Below are 19,150 nucleotides of genomic sequence, written 5' to 3' on the forward strand. Positions count from 1 at the left end.
GCGAGGTGATAAATGTGGCAGGACATTTAGTAAAGTATGGTAAGCATCGTACTCGTCGTTCGTATGCTAGTATCAAAGAAGTTCTTGATGTACCAAATTTGATTGAAATTCAAACGGCATCATATCAATGGTTTTTAGACGCTGGTATTAAAGAAATGTTTGGCGACATTATGCCAATTGATGATTTCCAAGACACGCTTTCTTTGGAATACGTTGATTATCAGTTAATGGAACCAAAGTACAATATTGATGAGGCGCGTGAACACGATGCCAACTATTCAGCGCCATTACACGTCACTTTGCGTTTGACTAACCACGAAACTGGTGAAATCAAATCGCAAGACGTGTTCTTTGGCGACTTCCCGTTAATGACAGAACAAGGCACGTTTATCATTAACGGTGCGGAACGTGTTATTGTTTCACAGTTGGTGCGTTCTCCTGGTATTTACTATAATCAAGAAAATGATAAAAATGGCCGTCCACGTTATGGGACAACAGTCATTCCAAACCGTGGTGCATGGTTAGAATATGAGACTGATGCTAAGGGCATTGCTAACGTGCGTATTGATCGCACACGTAAGCTATTGATGACTGAATTGGTTCGTGCACTTGGTTTCGGTTCTGATTCCGACATTCTTGACATCTTCTCTGACCAATATGATGCATTAAATATGACATTGGAAAAAGATGTTCATAAAGATATGTCTGATTCACGTGTTGAAGAAGCTTTGAAAGATGTTTATGAAAGACTACGTCCAGGTGAACCAAAGACTGCAGACTCATCACGTGCACTTTTGGTGGCTCGTTTCTTTGATCCAAAACGTTATGATTTAGCTTCTGTTGGTCGTTATAAGATTAATAAAAAATTGTCATTGAAGACACGTTTGCTTAATCAAACATTAGCCGAAACACTGGCTGACCCTGATTCAGGCGAAGTGATTGCTGAAAAAGGCACAATAGTTGATAAAACAGTCATGTCAAAGTTGAGCCCGTTCTTGGAACGTGACGACTTCAAGACGACAACTTACACACCTTCAGGAGATGCAGTGCTTGAAGAGCCTGTCATGCTCCAAAAAATCAAAATAGAATCACCTGAAAATCCAGAAAAGACGTTATTATTGATTGGGAATGGCCACATTGATGAAAACGATCGTACAGTTCGTCCAGCTGATATTTTGGCAGGTATGAATTACTTCTTGAACTTACAAGAAGGTATTGGTAACGTTGACGATATTGATCACTTGGGAAATCGTCGTATTCGTTCAGTTGGTGAGCTGCTACAAAACCAATTCCGTATTGGTTTGACACGTATGGAACGTGTTGTGCGTGAACGTATGTCAATTCAAGACGCAAATACGGTAACGCCCCAACAGTTAATCAACATTCGTCCTGTTGTTGCAGCTGTGAAGGAATTCTTTGGTTCGTCTCAGCTGTCACAGTTTATGGATCAAACAAATCCATTGGGTGAAATGAACCATAAGCGTCGTTTGTCAGCTCTTGGGCCTGGTGGATTGACGCGTGACCGTGCCGGCGTTGAAGTGCGAGATGTGCATTACACACATTATGGTCGAATTGATCCGATTGAAACACCTGAAGGTCCCAACATTGGTTTGATTAACTCACTAGCAACATATGGTCGAATTAACAAATATGGCTTTATTGAAACACCATATCGTCGTGTTGATTGGACAACACACATGGTTACCGATAAAATTGACTACCTAACAGCCGATGAAGAAGATAACTATATTGTGGCGCAAGCAAACTCACCTTTGAATGAAGATGGTAGTTTTGTCAAAGAAACAGTTATGGCACGTTTTGGTGAAGAAAACATCGAAACACCAATCGACCGCATTGATTATATGGACGTTTCGCCCAAACAAGTTGTTTCGGTTGGAACTGCCGCTATTCCTTTCTTAGAAAATGATGATTCGAACCGTGCCCTTATGGGTGCCAACATGCAACGTCAAGCCGTGCCATTGCTTGACCCACATTCGCCATTAGTTGGAACAGGTATTGAATATAAGGCTGCACATGATTCAGGTGTTGCAATGATTTCTCGTGCAGCAGGTGTCGTTGAGTATGTTGATGGTCATGAAATCCGTGTTCGTCGTGAAGATGGTCAATTAGACAACTATGAATTGATGAAGTTCCGTCGTTCTAACGGTGGTAAAAACTATAACCAAAAGCCTATTGTTCACGAAGGTGAATATGTAGCAGCTGATGAAGTTTTGGCTGATGGCCCCTCAATGGAGCAAGGTGAATTGGCTCTGGGTCAAAACCCATTAATTGCCTTTATGACATGGCAAGGTTATAACTTCGAAGATGCGATTGTATTAAACGAACGTTTGGTACGTGAAGATGTCTATACTTCAATTCATATTGAAGAATATGATTCAGAAGCACGAGATACAAAACTTGGGCCGGAAGAAATGACACGTGAAATTCCTAACACTGGTGAAGACCAGTTAAAGGATTTAGATGCTGATGGTATTATTCGCGTTGGTGCTGAGGTGCATGATGGGGATATCTTGGTTGGTAAGGTAACACCTAAGGGTGTCACAGAATTGTCAGCTGAAGAACGTTTGTTGCATGCTATTTTCGGTGAAAAAGCGCGTGAAGTACGAGATACATCATTGCGTGTCCCTCATGGTGGTGGCGGTGTTGTTCAAAACATCCGTATTTATACACCTGAAAATGGGGATGAACTTGCGCCTGGTGTGAACATGATGGTTCGTGTTTATATTGCACAAAAGCGTAAGATTCAGGTCGGAGATAAGATGGCTGGTCGTCATGGTAACAAGGGAACAGTTTCTGTTGTTGTGCCTGAAGAGGATATGCCATATATGCCAGATGGTACGCCAATTGATATCTTGTTGTCACCCATGGGTGTGCCTTCACGTATGAACATTGGTCAAGTACTTGAATTACATCTTGGATTTGCTGCCAAAAAGTTAGGTATTCATGTCGCTTCACCTGTGTTTGATGGCGCTAGTGATGATGAAATTGAGGCTGCTTTACGTGAAGCTGGATTGCCACAAGACGGTAAGTCTGTTGTATATGATGGTCGTACTGGTGAAGCGTTTGATAAACGTGTTGGTGTTGGTGTTATGCACTATATGAAGTTAGCCCACATGGTTGACGATAAAATTCACGCACGTTCAATCGGACCTTACTCACTTGTTACCCAACAACCTTTGGGTGGTAAAGCACAATTTGGTGGTCAGCGTTTCGGTGAAATGGAAGTTTGGGCACTTGAAGCGTATGGTGCTGCTTATACATTGCAAGAAATTTTGACATATAAGTCAGATGATGTTGCAGGTCGTGTAAAGGTTTACGAATCAATCATTAAGGGTGAACCAATTCCTCGTCCTGGCGTGCCCGAATCATTCCGTGTGCTTGTCAAGGAGTTACAGGCACTTGGATTGGATATGCAAGTGTTGGACGGTGCAGGTAGTGAAGTTGAATTACGTCAAATGGACGAAGATGATTCGATTTTACCAGTTGATGCGCTTGAAAAGCTTGTACGTTCAAATCCTGATTTGTTAAACAAAGAAGATGATGAAGTTGCAGCCGCTTTCTCAAAGGTTGAAGCTCAAAATAATACTGAAGACTAAACTTAATATAAGACAAAACGTGTCATGCAGATGCAACACGTTTGTTGTCAGGTGTTTTTGATTATCTTTAATTGAAAACAGCTTATAGCAAACGTGAAGTTATCTGTTATTGGGCGTTGACGTCATAAATAACGAAAGGGAACAGCAAATAGATGGCAATCGATGTTAATAAGTTCGAAAGCATGCAAATCGGTTTGGCTTCTCCTGATAAGATCCGTTCATGGTCTTATGGTGAAGTAAAGAAGCCGGAAACGATTAACTATCGCACACTCAAACCTGAAAAAGATGGTTTGTTTGATGAACGTATTTTTGGACCCACAAAAGATTATGAGTGCGCTTGTGGTAAGTATAAGCGTATTCGATATAAAGGAATTGTTTGTGATCGCTGTGGTGTTGAAGTAACATCATCAAAAGTTCGTAGAGAACGTATGGGGCACATCGAGTTAGCTGCGCCTGTTACACATATTTGGTATTTTAAGGGTATTCCATCACGAATGGGGCTTGTCCTAGATATGTCACCACGTTCACTTGAAGAAATTATTTATTTTGCTTCGTATGTTGTCATTGAACCTGGTGATGCACCTGTCGAAAAAAAGCAGTTAATGACAGAACGTGAATATCGCGAGTTAAAGCGAGAACACGGTGCTAGTTTTAAGGCAGGCATGGGTGCTGAAGCAATTAAAGATTTGCTAGCCAATGTCGACTTAGAAGCTGAAGCAGATCAACTCAAGCGTGAATTACAAGAAGCAACTGGTCAAAAGCGTGTCCGTGCGGTACGCCGTTTAGATATTATAGAGGCTTTTTTCCAATCTGATAATAAACCACAGTGGATGGTAATGGATGTTATTCCAGTTATTCCACCAGACTTACGTCCAATGGTTCAATTGGAAGGTGGGCGCTTTGCCACATCCGATTTAAATGATTTGTACCGTCGTGTCATTAACCGTAATAACCGTTTGAAACGTTTGCTCGATTTGAATGCACCAGGTATTATTGTTCAGAACGAAAAACGTATGTTACAAGAAGCCGTTGATGCGTTGATTGATAACGGTCGTCGCGGTCGTCCAGTGGCTGGCCCCGGAAATCGTCCTTTGAAGTCTCTTTCTCATATGCTGAAGGGTAAGCAGGGGCGTTTCCGTCAAAACTTGTTGGGTAAGCGTGTTGATTATTCAGGCCGTTCAGTTATTGATGTTGGCCCATTCTTAAAGATGAATCAAATGGGATTGCCACGTCCAATGGCAATTGAATTGTTCCGACCATTTATCATGAAGGAACTGACAACCCGTAAGTTAGCTGGAAATGTTAAATCTGCTAAACGTAAGATTGATAAGGCTGATGAAGATGTGATGGATGTCTTAGAAGATGTGATCAAAGAGCATCCAGTTCTTTTGAACAGAGCACCTACGTTACATCGTTTGGGAATTCAAGCTTTTGAACCTGTTTTGGTTTCAGGTAAAGCTATGCGTTTGCATCCATTGGTTACAGAAGCCTATAATGCTGATTTTGATGGTGATCAGATGGCTATTCACGTGCCTTTGTCTGATGAAGCACAAGCAGAAGCGCGTTTGTTAATGCTTGCTGCTGGTCATATTTTGGCACCTAAAGATGGGAAGCCAATTGTTGCGCCATCACAGGACATGGTTATTGGAAACTATTACTTAACGGCTGAAGAAATTGGTCGTGAAGGTGAGGGCATGATTTTCTCATCTGTGGAAGAAGCAAAAATTGCCTTCGCAAGTAAAGTTGTTCATTATCATACACGTATCGGGATACAAACATCTTCATTCCCAGCTGCAAAACCATTTACAGATGAACAACGTTCAAAAATTATGATTACATCAGTCGGTAAGTTGATTTTTAATGAAATCTTACCTGTTGATTTTCCATATATTAATGAACCATCTGAAGATAACTTTAAAGGTATCAATAATGACTTCTTTATTGAGGCTGGCGAAAATATTCATGATTATTTAGCTGATACAACCATTGTAAGTGCCTTTAAAAAAGGATTCTTATCTGATGTTATCGCTGAAGTTTATAAGCGTTATAAAGTAACGGAAACATCATTATTGTTAGATCGTATGAAGGACCTTGGTTATGAAAAATCAACGGAGTCTGGTTTGACGGTTTCAATGAACGATGTAACAGAACTAACTGAAAAGCCTGCTATTTTGGAAGATGCTCACAAGCAAGTCGCAACTGTTACAAAACAGTTCCGTCGTGGTTTGATCACTGATGATGAGCGTTACCAACGTGTTACTGAAATTTGGACAAAAGCAAAAGATGTTATTCAAGATAAACTGATTGATTTATTTGAACCAACAAACCCCATCTTCATGATGCAAGATTCTGGGGCTCGTGGTAACATTTCGAACTTCGTTCAATTAGCAGGTATGCGTGGCTTGATGGCTGGCCCTGGTGGTAAGATCATTGAGTTGCCTGTTACTGCTAACTTCCGTGAAGGCTTGACAGTGATGGAAATGTTTATTTCTACTCACGGAGCCCGTAAGGGTATGTCAGATACGGCCTTGAAAACGGCTAACTCGGGTTACTTGACACGTCGATTAGTTGATGTTGCGCAAGATGTTATTGTGCGTGAATGGAATAACGACTCTGACCGTGGTGTTGCTGTTAAGGCGATTATGGATGGTAACTCAGTTGTTGAACCATTATACGATCGTATCTTAGGTCGTTATGCTATGAAATCTGTCTTTAACCCAGAAACGGGTGAAAAAATTGTTTCGCGTAACGAAATGATTGATGAAGATGTTGCTAAAGCAATTGTTGCGACAGGTATTGAAGAAGTTACTATTCGTTCTGTCTTTACATCGACAACGGAACACGGTGTTTCTGTTCTGGATTATGGTCGTAACTTAGCTACTGGTGAAGAAGTTGAAGTTGGTGAAGCTGTTGGAACTGTTGCGGCGCAATCAATCGGAGAACCTGGTACACAGCTAACAATGCGTAACTTCCATACGGGTGGTGTTGCTGGTGGTAATGATATCACTCAAGGTTTGCCTCGTGTGCAAGAAATTGTTGAAGCACGTATTCCTAAGGGACGTGCTGAAATTTCAGAAGTTACTGGTGTAGTCGTTGCTATCGAAGAAAACCCAGCTGAACGTACGAAGGCTGTTACAATCGAAGGCGAAACAGATACACGTACCTACACTTTGCCATTATCAGCACGCATGCGCTTTGCTGAAGGTGATGCCATTCAACGTGGTGATGCCATTAATGAAGGCCCTATTGATCCAAAGGAATTGCTAGCTGTTACAGATACATTGACAACAGAGTCATACATGTTAACAGAAATCCAAAAAGTTTATCGTTTGCAAGGTATTGAGGTCTCTGATAAGCATATTGAAGTTATGATTCGTCAAATGTTGCGTAAGATTCGTGTGATGGATCCAGGTGAAACTAATCTGCTACCAGGTATGTTGATGGACATTGCTGACTTTAAGCGTGCTAATGAAACAGCATTGTTTGCTGGACAAGTACCAGCGACTGCTCGACCAGTGTTACTTGGTATTACTAAGGCTGCCTTGGAGACAAATTCATTCTTGTCAGCTGCATCATTCCAAGAAACAACACGTGTCTTAACGGACGCAGCTATTCGTGGTAAAAATGATCCGTTGGTAGGTTTGAAAGAAAACGTTATCATTGGTAAAATTATTCCTGCTGGAACTGGTATGGCAGAATATCGTAAAATTAAGAGCAAGGTTGTTGGCGATGTTATTGCACAACCTGACGTTGATAATGTTGCGACACCTGATATTCCAAAATTGGATGATGTTGCAAAAACGTTTGAAGAATAAGTAGGGTGTTAATACAACTGCTTGCCGTTGATTTGTAAATTTATTATTAAGCGTGAGCCTCTCAAAATTTTGTTTAAAGCAAAATTTTGAGAGGCTTTTTACGTTAAATAACAGACAATCTATCATAAAAATGATACTAAAAAAACAGTTCAATCCTGAACTAAAGATGATAAAATGATCGCTAAATAAATTAATTTAACCAGTTATGACAAAAATGATACCAAGTATGCCAAAACTATAGGTATACTTGGTTTTTTGATTTACACTAAGATAGTTGTTCTGCAGAACGCACAAAACTAATACATGGGATACGAATCTCGCGTATAATAGAAATATGAAGAATTTACAATATGAACAAATGAATGGATTATCGTTAGCTTATATCGGTGATGCAATTTACGAACTTGAAGTGCGCCAGCACTTGCTCTCTTTAGGCTTGACGAAAGTTAATGACCTTCAAAAGCGTAGTAAACAGTATGTTTCAGCTAAAGCACATGCTGCACTGTTTGAGTGTATGATGACGGATGATACCCTAACAGAAAGTGAATTTATTTATTTTAAACGTGGTCGAAATGCCAAGTCACACACCAAGGCAAAAAATACAGATGTTGTTACGTATCGTATTTCAACAGGTATTGAGGCATTATTTGGGTTCTTGTATTTATCAGGGCAAACAAAACGGTTAAGCGAATTAATGGATTGGATCTTTTTACAGGTAGAATCAGGGAGAGCAAGCAAATGAAAAATGAACATCAGTCACCTAGTGAAGCGGAATTTATTTACGGTCATTACGCAAGCGTTGAGGCTTTAAAAGGGACACAAGAGATTAATAAAGTGTGGTTACAAACAGGCCTACAAGATAAGATACGTAATTCAGTGACACAACTAGCTAAGAAAAAAGGGTTGGTCATCCAACAGGCACCGAAGTCCAAACTGGATGAACTGACAGACGGTGGTAATCACCAAGGCGTCGTGTTAAGTGTGGCATCCTTTAATTATGCCACGATTGATGACTTATTTGAGAATGCAAAAAAGCATGAGGCTGAACCATTTTTCCTTATTTTGGACGGTATTGAAGATCCACATAATTTGGGTTCTATTTTACGGACGGCTGATGCTGCGGGTGTTCATGGCATTATTATTCCAAAACGTCGTGCGGTACAGTTAACAGCGACAGTTGCTAAAATATCCACAGGTGCCATTGAACATGTACCTGTAACACGTGTAACCAATTTGGTAAACACAGTTAGTGAGTTAAAGGAACGCGGCGTTTGGGTGTTTGGAACGGACATGGCTGGTGAGGATTATCGTCGTTGGGATGCTAAAGGTGCGACTGCGTTAATTATTGGTAATGAGGGGAAAGGCATTTCGCCATTACTTAAGAAAAAAGTAGATAGTATGATAACGATTCCAATGGTGGGGCATGTCCAAAGCTTAAATGCTAGTGTCGCAGCAAGTTTGTTAATTTATCAAGGGTTTAGCTCGCGAAATCCATTATAATTGGCGATTGAAGTGCGCGTTATTTTTGCACTTTGATCACACTTATGGTGGGAGAATAAAAGTGGTAAAAGATAATTTAGTTGCAGCGGTTCGTGCCGCGCAAAAAGGGCATGACTTTGCTTATGATGTTTTAATTAAACATCTTCGAGGTGCAATTTATGATGTGCATCGTCGAAAAATTAGTAGTCGAATTACGGCTGATGATTGGTATTCAGACGGCTTAGAGATTTTGATTAAGTGCGTTAATAAGTATGATACACAACAGCCACGTGCTAAGTTTTCAACTTACTATATTACAGCATTATCCAATCATGCGACAGATTTAGTCCGGTCCTATTATACTGCTAAAGCGGACTTCGAAAAAACAATTGTTTCGGAAAGTAGTGATGAAGCAGGGACATTATTTAATTTAGGAACAGATACTTATAATCCGGAACATCTATGTTTATTGCGTGATATGTTAAGTACAACAGAAGTCGCTAAAACACCAGAATTTAAACAAGCAGTTTTGCAAATTTTAGGGGTTGGTGATCAGAAAATAGGGGACCAAACGAGACGCTTAGAGCAAATGCAATATCGCTTGAAAAAAGCGTTGCAAGTTGCAATTACAGCGTCTTCGTGAAATAATTGAGATAGAAACCGTGTTTCAATCACCTCTCTGTGATATAATATACATGGTATAGAACCATAAACCAAAGGAGAATTATACACATGTCTTTAATTACTGATATTATCGCACGCGAAGTCCTTGACTCACGTGGAAATCCTACGCTTGAAGCTGAAGTTATTACAGAATTAGGTGGTTTCGGTCGCGGTATGGTACCTTCAGGTGCCTCAACTGGTGAGCACGAAGCTGTTGAATTACGTGATGGTGATAAGTCACGTTTTGGCGGTAAGGGAACAACAAAGGCTGTTGCCAATGTTAACGATGCTATCGCTAAGGCTTTGGTTGGCAAATTTGACGTTACTGACCAACGTGCAATTGATCAGGCTATGATCGCACTTGATGGTACAGAAAACAAGGGTAAGTTGGGTGCAAACGCTATTTTGGCCGTTTCTATCGCTGCTGCCCGTGCTGCTGCTGATGAATTAGGTGTGCCATTGTTCTCATACTTAGGCGGTGCAAACTCTTACGTATTGCCTACACCAATGATGAACGTTATCAATGGTGGTGCGCATTCAGCTAACAAGGTTGATTTCCAAGAATTCATGATTATGCCTGTTGGTGCCCCAACAGTTAAGGAAGCTATCCGTTACGGTGCAGAAACTTTCCATGCTTTAAAGAAGTTATTGGAAGCTGACGGTAAAGCAACTTCAGTTGGTGATGAAGGTGGATTTGCACCTGATTTTGCTGATAATGAAGAACCATTGCAATACTTGATCCGTGCCATTGAATCTGCAGGTTACAAGCCTGGTAAAGATATTGCTATTGCTGTCGATGTTGCCTCATCAGAATTATATGATGCTGCCACAAAGACATATAAGTTACGTTGGTCAACTGGTGAAGAATTCACAACACCTGAATTTATCAAGTACCTTGAAGATTTGGCAGATCGTTACCCAATTATCTCAATCGAAGATCCTATTGATGAAAATGAATGGGAAGATTGGGCAACAATCACGGCTGAATTAGGCAAGAAGGTTCAATTAGTTGGTGATGATTTCTTCGTTACTAATACACAATACCTTGAAAAGGGTATCAACATGGGTGCCGCTAACTCAATCTTGATCAAAGTTAACCAAATTGGTACTTTGACAGAAACTTTCGAAGCTATTGAAATGGCTAAGGAAGCTGGCTACACAGCCATTGTGTCACATCGTTCTGGTGAAACAGAAGATACAACAATTTCTGACTTGGTTGTGGCTACCAATGCTGGACAAATCAAGACAGGTTCATTGTCACGTACTGATCGTATTGCAAAGTATAACCAATTAATCCGTATTGAAGAATTGCTAGACACCACTGCTAAGTATAAGGGAATTCATTCATTCTATAACTTGTCAGCTGCTGCACGTGAAACAATTCAAAGCAAGTAATAAGATTTATTTTAAAGTCATACCTTTTGGGATGACTTTTTTAGTACATAAATTTATAAGTATTGTTGTAAAATGAATCTTTGGTGTGGGATCGGGGCTAAAAATGAATATGACAAATATAAAACGTTGCCAGTGGGTAGCTAAATATCAAGATACAGACATAATGGTGAGTTATCATGATCAAGAATGGGGACATCCTTTGCGCGATGATGATCGTCTTTTATTTGAATTACTGACATTGGAAATTTTTCAAGCTGGATTAAGTTGGGAAATATCGTTGAAAAAGCGACCAGGATTGAAGTTAGCGTTTTATGATTTTGACATTGAAAATGTTAGTCATATGACTGAATCAGACGCGCAAAAATTGAAGGAAAATCCTAATATTATTCGCAATAGCTTGAAAATTGCGGCAACCATTTCCAATGCAAACGCAATCAAAAATGTTAAAGATGATTTTGGAAGTTTTTCTAATTATATGTGGCATTTTACTGATAATCAGGTGATTGATCATCAAGTTGTGGCGTATCAAGATGTTGTTTCTCAAAATGAATTATCTCAAATTATTTCAAAAGATATGAAAAAAAGAGGGTTCAAATTTACAGGACCGGTAACAATTTACTCATATTTGCAAGGTATGGGTGTCATTAATGATCATGAAATGACATGCGACTGGAAGTATCATGATTAGTACAATGCTATATTTACAAAATATATAACCTTTCTATATGTTTATCATTAAAAAAATTAACTTCATATGATAAACTGAATATAAATAGATAGTTGAAGTCAATATGGCGAAATTGAAGGGTATTATATTATTAAGTTCTAGTATGGCAGCATTACAAATTATAGATACCAGAACTGATAAAAAAGTTGAAAATGTTCATCGTGAGTTCAATGAAAGTGATATTAATGCGTCAGTATTTACTAGCGAAATCATGCGTCGCGCATTGGAACAAATACACCGTTTTCAACAATTATTGCGGGATTATGCTGTGATAGATGTGCAATTATTTGGAAGTGAAGCGCTGTCACAGGTTAAAAATGCTGTATACTTTGCTGATCAAATTGAAAGCACAACAGGGCTGAGAATTAACTGGTTGAATGGTAATCAAGAAAGTTATTATCGTCAACTAGCTGTTCGGCAATCAGATAAATTACAACAAAATTTGTCTCTTAAAAATAATACGTTTGTGCTTGGTATGAGTTCGAGTCGGATTGATTTAGGTTATTTTGAAAAAAATCGTTTTGAGTTTTCCCAACATTCCGCTATTGGGCCAGTGAGATTAGCACAATCAATTAATGACATGTCAGTTGAAGTCGCACAAGTAACTGAGTTGGCTGAAGAGTTTATTAATAGTAAATTAGCTGATTTTTGGCATATGTTGCCACCGTTTAAGCCAACTGAAACGCTTGTCCTACTAGGTGGGGATGCTGCGCAAAATATATTTTTATCCGAACAAAAACATTGGGAAAGTATCTCAAAAAAACAGATTAAAAATGTCATTAGTAATTTATCAGGTATGAATGATCAAGCCATTATCGATAAATATGCGATTGATTTAAATGATGTTCCTTTCGCATTAACTGAAATGTTGCTGTTAATGAATGTGATGAATGCCATAGCAGTGGATGAGGTTAACATTAGCGATTTAACGATGCTAGATGGTCTATCGATGAAGGACGTTCATGATGAAGACGACATTATTACGGCTGCCCGTGGCATTGCGGACAGATACATGGTTGAAGAACGGCACCGCGAAGTCGTGTTGACGTACGCGCAACAATTATTTGATCGATTGAAAAAAGTGCATCATTTAGATAAACGTGATCGTTTATTGCTTGGAGTCGTCGCCTTAGTGCATGATGTCGGTAGCTTTATTAATTCGCAAAGGCATTACCAATATTCAGAGGAGATTTTATCAGGTATTGATTTTCATGGATTGTCAACAGTAGAGCAGCGTATGATTGCCTCTATAGCGCGTTATCATAGCGCGGAAACCCCTGATAGTGCTTTACGTACAGTACAAGATTTTTCACCGCAACAGCGTTTAAGAATTGCTAAACTTGCAGCGTTACTAAGACTAGCTGATGCCTTAGATGACAGCCGATTACAAAAAATTGATAAATTAACAGTCTCAGTGACGGATAAAAGCATTAAAATTACTGGTCAGTCGGTTGCTGATCTACAGCTAGAAATTTATACGTTTGATCAAAAAGCTGTTTTTTTTGAAGCTGTGTTTGGGTTACCGATTAGCCTAAAGAGAAAAGGAAGAAGGGTGTAATGATTGATTTTAAGCAGTCAAAATATTATGTCAATCGTGAAATTAGTTGGTTAGCCTTTAATGATCGTGTGTTAGAAGAGGCAAGAGATGTTTATAATCCGTTACTGGAGCGCGCTAATTTTTTAGCCATTACGCAAAAAAACATGGACGAATGGTTCATGGTGCGTGTTGCGAGTTTGCAACAACAGGTAATGATAGGACTTGATAAGGCAGATGCATCGGGATTAACACCAAAAAAACAATTAGATCAAGTATCACTTGTCGCAGGTCAACAGATTAAAAATCAGTATCAAGTGTTAACACGTAGTCTATTGCCTGCTTTAAAACGCGAGGGATTTGAATTGTTACGTGCTGCTGATTTGTCCACCACGCAGTATCATTTTTTGAAACAATTTTTTGAGCAAGAACTGCTTCCTGTATTGACACCAATGGCTATTGATTCAACACGTCCGTTTCCTTTTTTAGCTAACGATACATTAAATATTGGTGTCCGGCTTAAAAAAGAAAACGAAAAGTCGGAAAAATATATTGCTGTATTGCAGGTACCAGAGACATCAGGTCGTGTGATTACTCTGCCAGAAGAAAATCAGTATATCCTAATTGAGGACATTGTCCAGCTTTTTTTGGGATCACTGTTTCCAGGATATACCATTAAAGAATCTATGGTATTCCATGTGCTGAGAGATATGGAATTAGATATCGCTGACGATGAGGATACACCCAATATCTTACAAGATGTTCAGTCTAAGTTGCAGGAACGTGAGCGTGGCCGCATTATTCGCGTCATCTTATCACACACCACTAGCAAAGCTTTGATGACAAAGTTGATTAAATTATTGCATGTTGATGAAGAGCGGACCTATCGTGTGAATGGACCGATTGATTTAACTTTTTTAAGTGCTTGGCTCAAGTTAATAACCGCGCCAGAGTTACAATTTCCGTCTTTTACGGGTTATAATGATACCGATTTAGTACCAGATAAGTTGTTTGCTAGTATTCGGCAAAAAGACTATTTACTACACCACCCCTACGACTCTTTTAAGTCAGTTGTATCGTTTATCCAAACAGCAGCTCAAGATGATCAGGTTTTGGCAATTAAAATGACCTTGTATCGTGTTTCTGGGAAATCGCCAATTATTAAAGCACTTGGGGATGCGGCGCGACGTGGTAAACAGGTGACGGTTTTAGTAGAAATTAAAGCGCGCTTCGATGAAGAAAATAATGTCCATTGGGCGCGTGAACTGGAGCAACAGGGTGTTCACGTAGTCTATGGTTTGCGTGGTTTGAAGACACACGCAAAAGTTGTTTTGGTGGTTCGTCGTGAAGATGATGCAATTAGACGCTATGTACACTTGGGGACAGGAAACTATAATGACGTCACAGCTAATTTTTATACGGATTTGGGTCTTTTGACGAGCGATTCTGAATTAGGGGCGGATGTTGCGTCAATCTTTAATATTTTAACGGGTTATTCAGACCCTGGTTACTTTCATCAGTTGCATATGTCACCCGATGGTATTCGTGAATTCATTTACGAACAAATTGATAATGAAATTACCAATGCTAAAGCCGGTCGGCCGGCAGCAATCAAAATGAAGTTTAATTCATTATCAGACGAACAAATGATTCGTCGCTTGTACCAAGCTAGTTACGCTGGTGTGAAGATACAATTGATTATTCGTGGCATTACAATGTTAAAGGTTGATTTGCCAGAGGTGAGTGACACAATAGAAGTACATTCAATTGTTGGTCGTTTTTTGGAGCATAGTCGTATTTATAGCTTTGAAAACGACGGAAACCCAAAAGTTTATTTGTCGTCAGCAGATTTAATGACACGTAATTTAAATCGACGTGTTGAATTGTTATTTCCACTTAAAAATGAACCCATTAGAGATAAGGTGTTGGCAATTTTTCAAACAATGTGGGACGATAATGTTAAAACACGTGTTCTCCAAGCCGATGGTCGTTTTGTTAAGAAAGATCGTCGGGGTGTGGTAGCTTTAAACTCACAAGAGAAGTTTATTAACGATAGTTTATTACAACAAAAAAAGCAGATCAAACGTGAAAGCTTGGAAACAGCAACCCAACAATTTGAACCGCTAAATAATCCATTCTTAAATGAAAAGCAGGGAAACGAATCATGACAGTGATTGCAGTAATCGATTTAGGATCTAATTCAGTACGAATGACAGTTAGCCGTTATCATAGAGACGGTTCTTACGAAGTATTAGCTAGATTTCAAGAAATGGTACGTTTATCAGAAGGTATGGGACCGAATAAAGTGTTACAGCCAGAAGCTATTTCACGTGCAATGATTGTTTTGAATAAATTTAAGCAAGCGCTTTCGGCCTACCAAGTCAATAAATTAGAAGTCTATGCGGTGGCTACGGCTGCTGTTCGTCAAGCAAGCAATCAAGGAGAATTTTTAGCCGCTTTCAAAGAAACTATGGGATTTGATTTGCGAGTGTTAGCTGGTGAAGAGGAAGCACATTTTGATTATGTTGGTGTGATCAACACCTTACCGATCAATGATGCCTTGATTTTAGATACTGGTGGTGCCTCATCAGAAATTATTTTAGTTAGGAATCAACAGGCAGTACATGCGGTGAGTTTACCAGTAGGGGCTGTTAATATTTCTGAAACTTATTTAGGGACAGATAAGATATTAGCTAGTGAGTTATTTGAAGCTATTGTTGCACTCCGCCAACTTTTTGGTGATATTGCATGGTTACACGAGTCGAAAAATATGCCAGTTATTGCTCTTGGTGGGAGTAATCGTACATTAGCTAAAATAAGCCGTAAAAAAGAAAAAATTCAAGATATGGCCGTGCATGGCTATCATCTAAACATTCAAGAAGTGGCATCAATTTATGGGAATATCTTAAAAAAAGATTTGGATGGCCGTAAAAAAATGCCCGGTCTCGCCAAAGAACGAGGCGACATCATTGTCGGCGGGTTATTACCCTTAGTTGAGTTACTTCTGTTTACCGAAGGACAACAAGTTATTTTTTCACAAAGTGGCTTGCGAGAAGGTGTGCTTTTTGAACAAATCTCATCCAATACAGGTCATGATGTTGTCTCGCCAGAGCCAGCAGCGATGACAATGGATGCAGAGGATTTACCATGATAACAGCGCTAATCGTGTCATTTGACCCGAAATAAAAAAAGACAAGCCTTAACGTTAAAGGTTTGTCTTTTTTTATGATCTACCCGGGAGTCGAACCCGGATTTCAAGAACCGGAATCTTGCGTGCGATCCATTACACTAGCAGATCATAACTATTTAATTATAGCTTATTTTACCGGAATTTCAAAGAAAGTTTCTTCACCAATTTCAAAAGTGACTTGGCCGGCTAATACATTTGTGATGTCAGTCTGAAATTCATCTAATCGATCAGCAGATACGGGAATGATTAGATGTACTGCAGTATCATACGTTGTCGTTGTAATTTGGTAATTATGGTTTGAAAGCCAGTAAGTAATCATGTCGGTATTTTTGTAGTCTACTGTAACTGTTATTTTTTGCTGGGTAACACGTAAAACGAAGCCAGCACTGCTGACGCCTTCTGCTACTGTGCCAGCATAAGCACGTATTAAGCCGCCAGCGCCTAATTTAATACCACCAAAATAGCGCGTTACAACGGCAACGACATCATGTAAATTGTTTTTTTGCAATACTTCTAACATGGGAACACCAGCAGTGCCGCTGGGTTCACCATTATCAGAATAACGTTTAATTTGGCTATTGTCACCTAAAACATAAGCAAATACGTGATGTGCTGCTTTGGGGTGTTTTTTACTGATTTCATCAACAAAAGACTGGGCAGATGCCTCAGAATCAATTCGTGACATATTTAAAATGAACCGTGATTTTTTAATTTCTTGCGTCCAAGAAAAATTATGGGGCGCAATTGTGAGATAGTCTGACATATATCGTATTATACAGTATGAAAGTACATTATGGTCGTCAAATTATTCAGCCTAAAATAGCCACATCATCAGAAAAATTCACTATCTCACCAGCCTTTATTGCACACGTTTGCCAACGCTGTGGTCAAAAAAATAATGAAAAATTACCCAACAATCATTTCTATTGCCAAGCGTGTTTATCTTTAGGACGTGTTAGCTCTCATGACGTGTTGTTATCATATCCTGAACCCAATGATTTTACAGGTGAGGTGATATTATCGTGGCAAGGACGTCTCACTAGGCAACAGCAGGATGTCAGTGATGAACTCATTGAAACACTTGCACGACAACGTGAGCATCTTATTTGGGCTGTTACGGGTGCTGGTAAAACAGAAATGTTGTTTCCGGTCATTTATCAAGCATTGAAACAAAAGTTGCGTGTGGCAATTGTGTCACCACGGATTGATGTGATTGTTGAACTTGCGCCACGCCTGCGACAAGCATTTTCACAGACTGATATGGTTGTGTTACATGGCGCGCAAACAGAAGACTACCGTTATACACAGTTAGTATTAGCCACAACGCACCAAATGTTACGTTTTAAATCGGCATTTGATTTATTAATTGTGGATGAGGTCGATAGCTTTCCTTATGCGGGAGATAAAATGTTAGAACATGCTGTTGAGACCGCTCGCAAAAGTCATAGTGCGCTCATTTATCTTAGCGCTACACCAACAAAAGCACTTCAAAAGCGCGTTAAACATCATGAATTAATGGCCTCGTATTTACCATTGCGATTTCATCAACACTTATTACCGACGTTGAACACCAAAATAGTTAGTGATTGGCGAAAAAAATTACCTGCCAAATTTTTAAAACAAATTCGTCAATTAACACAAAACCATGGTCGATTCTTAATTTTTGTGCCCAAAGTAGCGGACTTAAAACCTGTTTTTCAGATGATTGAAAAACATTTTCCAGACATCAATGGTGCTTATGTTCACGCTGCCGATCCCTATCGACAAGAAAAAGTACAAAAAATGAGAGATGAGGCATATCAATATCTTGTCACAACGACGATTTTGGAACGAGGTGTGACATTTCCTGGGATTGATGTCTTAATTTTAGGTGCAGATGAAGCAATATTTAGTGAGAATGCGCTGGTTCAAATTGCTGGTAGAGTTGGCCGTAGTAAGGATCGACCAACTGGTCTTGTTTTGGCTTACATTCAGCATACCACGCTTAAAATAAGAGCAGCGCAGCATCAAATAAAGCAAATGAATCGGCGCGGGAAGCGTTTGGGAGGACAATGATGACCTGTCGTTTATGCCAAGAATTTCTTGATGATCACGCATCATTATTGCAAACGTTTGGATTTATAAAATGGCAAAAAAGGCAAATATGTCAAGTTTGCGAAGCAACATTTTCATTAATTAAAACAGGGTGTTTAGGTTGTGGTCGTAACCAAGATACGCAACAATTGTGTTATGATTGCCAGCGTTGGCAACAACAAGGCAAACAACTACTAAATCATCAAGCGTTATATCAATACAATGATGCGATGCGTCAATTTATGCAGCAGTATAAATTTAATGGTGACTACGCTTTGCGTGCTATTTTTAATCATGAGTTAATCCAAAAAGTACAGACTATAGCTACGGATATGGTTGTGCCTATTCCAGTGAGCCAGCACACGATGTTTACACGCGGATTTAACCAAACTACAGGTTTAATAGCAGGTATTAAGTACCAATCTATCTTGCAAGTCAGGACAACGCAAAAGTCGCACCAGTCTCAATTTAATCGGCAAGAACGTTTGACACGAGAGCAGATTTTTACTGTTAAAGAAGGTGTATCGTTACAAGGTAAACAAATTTTATTGATTGATGATGTCTATACCACAGGAAATACTTTATTTCATGCCGCCGATTTGTTATATGAATTAGGTGCTGAAAATGTGAAAAGTTTATCCTTAGCACGATAAATAT

13 protein-coding genes are annotated in these 19,150 nt (G+C 39.3%); 12 read left to right on the top strand and 1 reads right to left on the bottom strand.

Features of this window, described 5'->3' with window-relative positions; translation table 11 throughout:
- The first annotated feature begins 14 nt into the window (after positions 1-14).
- The 10 genes from rpoB to JOD28_RS02665 all read left to right on the top strand — a co-directional run bounded on the left by rpoB (position 15) and on the right by JOD28_RS02665 (position 16,381).
- Positions 15-3,617 carry a DNA-directed RNA polymerase subunit beta gene (rpoB, locus tag JOD28_RS02620; protein ID WP_204769340.1) on the top strand — a complete coding sequence of 1,201 codons (3,603 nt, stop codon included), beginning with the start codon at positions 15-17 and terminating at the stop codon, positions 3,615-3,617.
- 152 nt (positions 3,618-3,769) lie between these two features.
- A complete protein-coding gene (rpoC, locus tag JOD28_RS02625; protein ID WP_204769341.1) occupies positions 3,770-7,432 on the top strand; it encodes a DNA-directed RNA polymerase subunit beta' in 3,663 nt (1,220 codons plus the stop codon).
- Between the two features lie 334 nt (positions 7,433-7,766).
- Complete coding sequence (locus JOD28_RS02630; RefSeq protein WP_204769342.1) at positions 7,767-8,174, top strand: Mini-ribonuclease 3; 408 nt, start codon at positions 7,767-7,769, stop codon at positions 8,172-8,174.
- Positions 8,171-8,932, top strand: coding sequence for a 23S rRNA (guanosine(2251)-2'-O)-methyltransferase RlmB (gene rlmB, locus JOD28_RS02635; protein ID WP_204769343.1), 762 nt, complete (start codon positions 8,171-8,173; stop codon positions 8,930-8,932). Before JOD28_RS02630 ends, rlmB begins: the two co-directional genes overlap by 4 nt.
- Before the next feature lie 61 nt (positions 8,933-8,993).
- Positions 8,994-9,554, top strand: a complete 561-nt coding sequence (locus JOD28_RS02640; RefSeq protein ID WP_204769344.1) for a sigma factor — start codon at positions 8,994-8,996, stop codon at positions 9,552-9,554.
- 89 nt (positions 9,555-9,643) lie between these two features.
- Complete coding sequence (eno, locus tag JOD28_RS02645; protein ID WP_013103492.1) at positions 9,644-10,969, top strand: phosphopyruvate hydratase; 1,326 nt, start codon at positions 9,644-9,646, stop codon at positions 10,967-10,969.
- A gap of 103 nt (positions 10,970-11,072) precedes the next feature.
- Entirely contained in the window at positions 11,073-11,657 is a 585-nt protein-coding gene (locus JOD28_RS02650) for a DNA-3-methyladenine glycosylase I (RefSeq protein WP_204769345.1), read from the top strand.
- Positions 11,658-11,760: 103 nt separating this feature from the next.
- Complete coding sequence (locus JOD28_RS02655; protein ID WP_204769346.1) at positions 11,761-13,254, top strand: Ppx/GppA phosphatase family protein; 1,494 nt, start codon at positions 11,761-11,763, stop codon at positions 13,252-13,254.
- Positions 13,254-15,398, top strand: coding sequence for an RNA degradosome polyphosphate kinase (locus JOD28_RS02660; RefSeq protein ID WP_204769347.1), 2,145 nt, complete (start codon positions 13,254-13,256; stop codon positions 15,396-15,398). The genes JOD28_RS02655 and JOD28_RS02660 overlap by 1 nt, the downstream gene beginning before the upstream one ends.
- Positions 15,395-16,381 carry a Ppx/GppA family phosphatase gene (locus JOD28_RS02665; RefSeq protein WP_204769348.1) on the top strand — a complete coding sequence of 329 codons (987 nt, stop codon included), beginning with the start codon at positions 15,395-15,397 and terminating at the stop codon, positions 16,379-16,381. The genes JOD28_RS02660 and JOD28_RS02665 overlap by 4 nt, the downstream gene beginning before the upstream one ends.
- A gap of 166 nt (positions 16,382-16,547) precedes the next feature.
- Here the strand turns inward: JOD28_RS02665 and JOD28_RS02670 are convergent, their stop codons facing one another.
- Positions 16,548-17,183: a YigZ family protein gene (locus JOD28_RS02670; RefSeq protein ID WP_204769349.1), complete on the bottom strand. Its 636-nt coding sequence runs from the start codon at positions 17,181-17,183 to the stop codon at positions 16,548-16,550.
- 17 nt (positions 17,184-17,200) lie between these two features.
- Here JOD28_RS02670 and JOD28_RS02675 point away from each other — a divergent pair, with 17 nt between their 5' ends.
- Together JOD28_RS02675 and JOD28_RS02680 are read left to right on the top strand one after the other, a co-directional pair.
- On the top strand, positions 17,201-18,475 hold the full coding sequence (locus JOD28_RS02675) for an ATP-dependent helicase ComFA (protein ID WP_204769350.1): 1,275 nt from the start codon (positions 17,201-17,203) through the stop codon (positions 18,473-18,475).
- The gene (locus JOD28_RS02680) at positions 18,475-19,146 is read left to right on the top strand and encodes a ComF family protein (RefSeq protein WP_204769554.1); all 672 of its coding nucleotides are present in this window, start codon (positions 18,475-18,477) and stop codon (positions 19,144-19,146) included. The genes JOD28_RS02675 and JOD28_RS02680 overlap by 1 nt, the downstream gene beginning before the upstream one ends.
- Positions 19,147-19,150 lie beyond the last annotated feature (4 nt).

Source organism: Leuconostoc rapi (assembly GCF_016908715.1).
Lineage (GTDB): Bacteria > Bacillota > Bacilli > Lactobacillales > Lactobacillaceae > Leuconostoc > Leuconostoc rapi.